General features: G+C 47.5%; 3 protein-coding genes. 2 read left to right on the forward strand and 1 reads right to left on the reverse strand.

Going from position 1 to position 3906, the window contains the following annotated elements:
* Window positions 1–188: transposase family protein (locus F452_RS11740; protein ID WP_167319376.1), on the reverse strand; the 188-nt coding region annotated here is incomplete at its 3' end.
* A gap of 489 nt (window positions 189–677) precedes the next feature.
* On the opposite strand from F452_RS11740, the gene F452_RS0110425 reads away from it, so the two are divergent.
* On the forward strand, window positions 678–1877 hold the full coding sequence (locus F452_RS0110425; protein ID WP_018966124.1) for a hypothetical protein: 1200 nt from the start codon (window positions 678–680) through the stop codon (window positions 1875–1877).
* Window positions 1878–2030: 153 nt separating this feature from the next.
* Window positions 2031–3668: a transporter gene (locus F452_RS0110430; RefSeq protein ID WP_018966125.1), complete on the forward strand. Its 1638-nt coding sequence runs from the start codon at window positions 2031–2033 to the stop codon at window positions 3666–3668.
* Window positions 3669–3906: the final 238 nt, after the last annotated feature.

A 3906-nucleotide genomic window follows, 5' to 3' on the forward strand; every position in this document is an offset into this window, starting at 1 on the left:
TTATGCAACACAACCAGTGGGCGAAGCGATTCTCCACGCTCTAAGCAAAGTTCATGCATGGACTCATAATCCTCGCCTCCACACAGATAACTCGCCAGTGCTATAACTAGAATATCGCTTAACTTATGCTTGCAACGACCTACTACACGTGGATCTTCTACCTTAGAAAAATAATCTTGTACATCCATAACCCGAAGATAACTCTATTTTGATGCGGTTGCCCAGGGCAACCGCATCAAAAATTTCGAGAAAATACTAGTTGCTAATTTTCAAATGATTGCATTTTGGAAATTATACTCAAAGATAACGAATGCATTCAAAACTATGGTTGATAATCAGGTACTTACCAGGGCAATCGCATTTGAACTGTTAACACACTTATAAACCTAACGATTGCTACGTCCGGTTATCAAAACAAGTACGCATTAATGTACTAGAGTCCCAAATTAAGAAGAAAGAGGCCAAGGATACAGTATAAACTTTCAAATGCGATAGCCCTGAGGTACTTACATTTTGATGCGGTTGCCCTGACGCCGGAGGTGTCAAAGCCTGCTGGAATTGAAAAATTCGTATCTTGCCCTCCAAAGAAAGGATTAAACTCATTCTCGGTACGCGCTCTAAATCAATAGAGAGACAATAAGAGAGTGCATCCTGTAAAACAGTAACGATAAAAAGAGATGGCTATGAAGCTGATTAAAAGAAGTTTGCTCCTGCTTGGAGCGGTACTGCTGGTTACGCTTCCTGCGTACTCGCAGAATGATGACGTCTTCGAAGACGACATCTATACATCGCGAAAAGAAATACGTAAACAAAACCAAGCTAAAGATGGGCAAAACCAAGAGGATGAATACGGCGACGATACGGAATATGCCGTGGCTTCCGATCGGGATATTGATGCCTACAATCGTCGAGACGGTCAGTCCTACGATGGCAAAAAGTTGTCCAAAGACAAGAAGAAGAGAGATTCCGCTCGTTCTTCTGTTCCGGGTCGCTATAGTCGTCGCTTGGCACGATTCTACAAGCCGAATACGATCGTCATTTCAGGTGCCGACAACGTATATGTGACTGATGATGGTGAGTATTTCGTCTATGGGGATGAATACTATGATGATGCTTCGTCTGTGAACATTTACATCAATTCTCCTTGGTACGACCCGTTCCCTTATACATCATGGTATCCATCTTTCTCCGGTTGGTATAACTATACTTGGAACTATCCGTGGTTCTACTACGGCAGCCATATCGGATGGGGCGGTTATTACCCCGGATATAATTGGTATTGGAGCTACTACTATGATCCCTTCTACAATCCCTATGGAATCGGTATGGGCTGGGGATACCCTTATGGCTGGGGCAGCTATTACGGCTGGGGCGGCTATCCGGGCGTGATACATCACTACCACCACTACCCGAAGAAGACCTATCCCAACGGTCAGCATTCCGGTGCCTACTACTCTTATGGCCGACCGGATCGCATCAAGGGGGGAGTATCTTCCAATAATAAGTTGGGGAAAGGTCGCTACGATGGACTGCAAAACTCCTCTACGCAAAAAAACAAACTGGGATCGCAGGCGAACAAGACTAATGATAACTGGCAAAGTGTGAAGCCGGGGCGTACCGGCCGAGCCAATAGAGACCGAAACGTAGAAGCGGTAACACCGAACAACAGCCAAAAGCAGAATCGTCCGGTAATACAGCAGAATCAGTCCGGCAGTAACCGGCCTACCGGGCGGAATATCCGCAGCGAGAGACAGAATGATAACAACTTCTCAACGCCTTCGCGCAACAATAATAGCGGAGGTTTCTCCTCTTCCCCCTCTCGTTCCTCTTCCGGCTCCACGGGTGGTGGCGGACGTAGTGGCCGAGGACGCAATTAAGGTGCTTTCAAGATATTGCCAATAAAAACAAAGCTTTATTTCTGCCTGAACACCCGAAAGGTATAGTCGACTCGATAGAGATAGACCGTATCTTTCGGGGTTATGGTCTGATTACAATCACAATAAAAGAGGCATAAGCCTTCTCTGAAGACGATGAAAAAGATATCAGCATATGTTATTGGCGGGGTGCTCGCCACCACTTTGGGCATGCAGTCTGTGCATGCTCAAGGCGAAGCCGATGCCATTCGTTACAGTCGTACGGAACTGGGCGGTTCAGCTCGTTTCCGTTCCATGGCAGGCGCTTTTGGCGCATTGGGCGGCGACTTTTCTACCATCGGACAGAATCCTGCCGGCCTCGGCATTTTTCGTTCTTCGGAACTGTCCGCCACCATTGACTTCTCTTCCATATCCAATCAGGTATCCTGGCAGGGGTCAAGTGAGAGCTTTAGCAAAAACAAGTTGCTTTTCACCGGTATCAGCTATGTTGGGTCATGGGGTAAAGGCAGTGAAGATGTGAGCATCAATTTCGGTCTTGGGGCAAAGCGAGTTCTGGACTATGAGCGATCGTTCGGTATGGCCGGAGGTGAGCAGAAGTTTTCCGTGGCAGACTACACGGCAGCTCAGACTCCCGGCAAAGCCAATCCGTCCCATTTCGACTACAATGGCTTGGAGAGCAGTTGGCTTACCGACTTGGGATATAATGCCGGTTGGATAGCTCAGCTTCCGGGTGGCTACGGCTTTGAGTCGATATTCAAGTATAAGCAGAATGGTGATTACCAGATCTTCGGACCTTCCTCCACGGCTTTCGACCTGAAAGAAACCGGCCATGTTTGGAACTACGACTTTGGTATGGGCATAAACATCCAAGACACATGGTATTTGGGTGCCAGTATGACTTTTAGCGATCTGCAATTTGATACGAATACATTCTATCAAGAGAACTTCTCATTCAACAACGGCACCATCAACGACTATCTCAAGCTCGAAAACTCTCTCTCCACCTCGGGAAGCGGACTGAATATTGGCATCGGAGCCATTTATCGTCCGGCCGATGCTATCCGCATAGGTTTGTCCTACTACACGCCTACCTGGTATTGGTTGAAGAGTTACTATAGAGCTTATGGTGCTTCCTATTATTCTCAAGCAGTAGACCAAAACGGACAACCGCTGCCGGAGAATCTCTACTTTATGAGTGACCAGACTCCGGAATCATACAATGCATATCAAATGAGTGCTCCGGGTCGCTTTGTTGCCAGTCTGGCTTTAGTGGGCGGTAAGATCGGTCTTATCAGTATGGATTACGAATTGGAGTCCTACGGTCAGATCAAATTGAAAGATGAGGATGGTACTCCTTATGTTGACAACAAGTTCATTTCAGAAGATTTTGGTTCACGCCATACCATCCGTCTTGGAGGCGAACTGCGCCCCATATCTCGTCTGAGCTTTCGCGCGGGATACTCACAGACATCCAATCCGATCAAGAACCAAAAGTTGAAAGATTTCGATGGCCCGGCACAGGTGACCATTTATCCGATGGGCGCTATGCCTCATTACGAACTGCCGGGCAATTCTTACACCGTGAGCGGAGGCTTGGGCTACCGTTTCTCGCGCAATCTTTCGGGCGATTTGGCTGTGATATATCGTAACGACAAGAGCTACTACTATACCTTTGGCCGAATGGTATCGGACGATCCGAATCCGACCGATGTGCTGGAGGTGGAGTCTCTTGCACCCGCAAAACTCTCTCGGTCTAACCTCAAGATCGGAATGACGATGTCGTATCGATTCTGAAGATAGGACTGACACCATGGGGTATATAAGGGGGTCCGTGTCAAAACGTCTGTTTTGGTGCGGACTCTCCGGTATAAAGCAACCCCCGCTCTCTGAAAAGTATCCCTAATGGAGATAGCACCTGAGTGCCCTGTGCCCGAAGGCAGGGCACCCGCATCAAAATAGAGCTATCTTCGGGTTATGGATGTATAAGATTATTTTTCTAAGGTAGAAGATCCACGTGTAGTGGGTCGTTGCA

Source organism: Porphyromonas gulae DSM 15663 (assembly GCF_000378065.1).
GTDB classification, from domain to species: domain Bacteria; phylum Bacteroidota; class Bacteroidia; order Bacteroidales; family Porphyromonadaceae; genus Porphyromonas; species Porphyromonas gulae.

Coding starts and splice junctions, on each gene's coding strand:
- F452_RS0110425 (WP_018966124.1), top strand. CDS start 678: ATGGCTATGAAGCTGATTAAAAGAAGTTTGCTCCTGCTTGGAGCGGTA.
- F452_RS0110430 (WP_018966125.1), top strand. CDS start 2,031: ATGAAAAAGATATCAGCATATGTTATTGGCGGGGTGCTCGCCACCACT.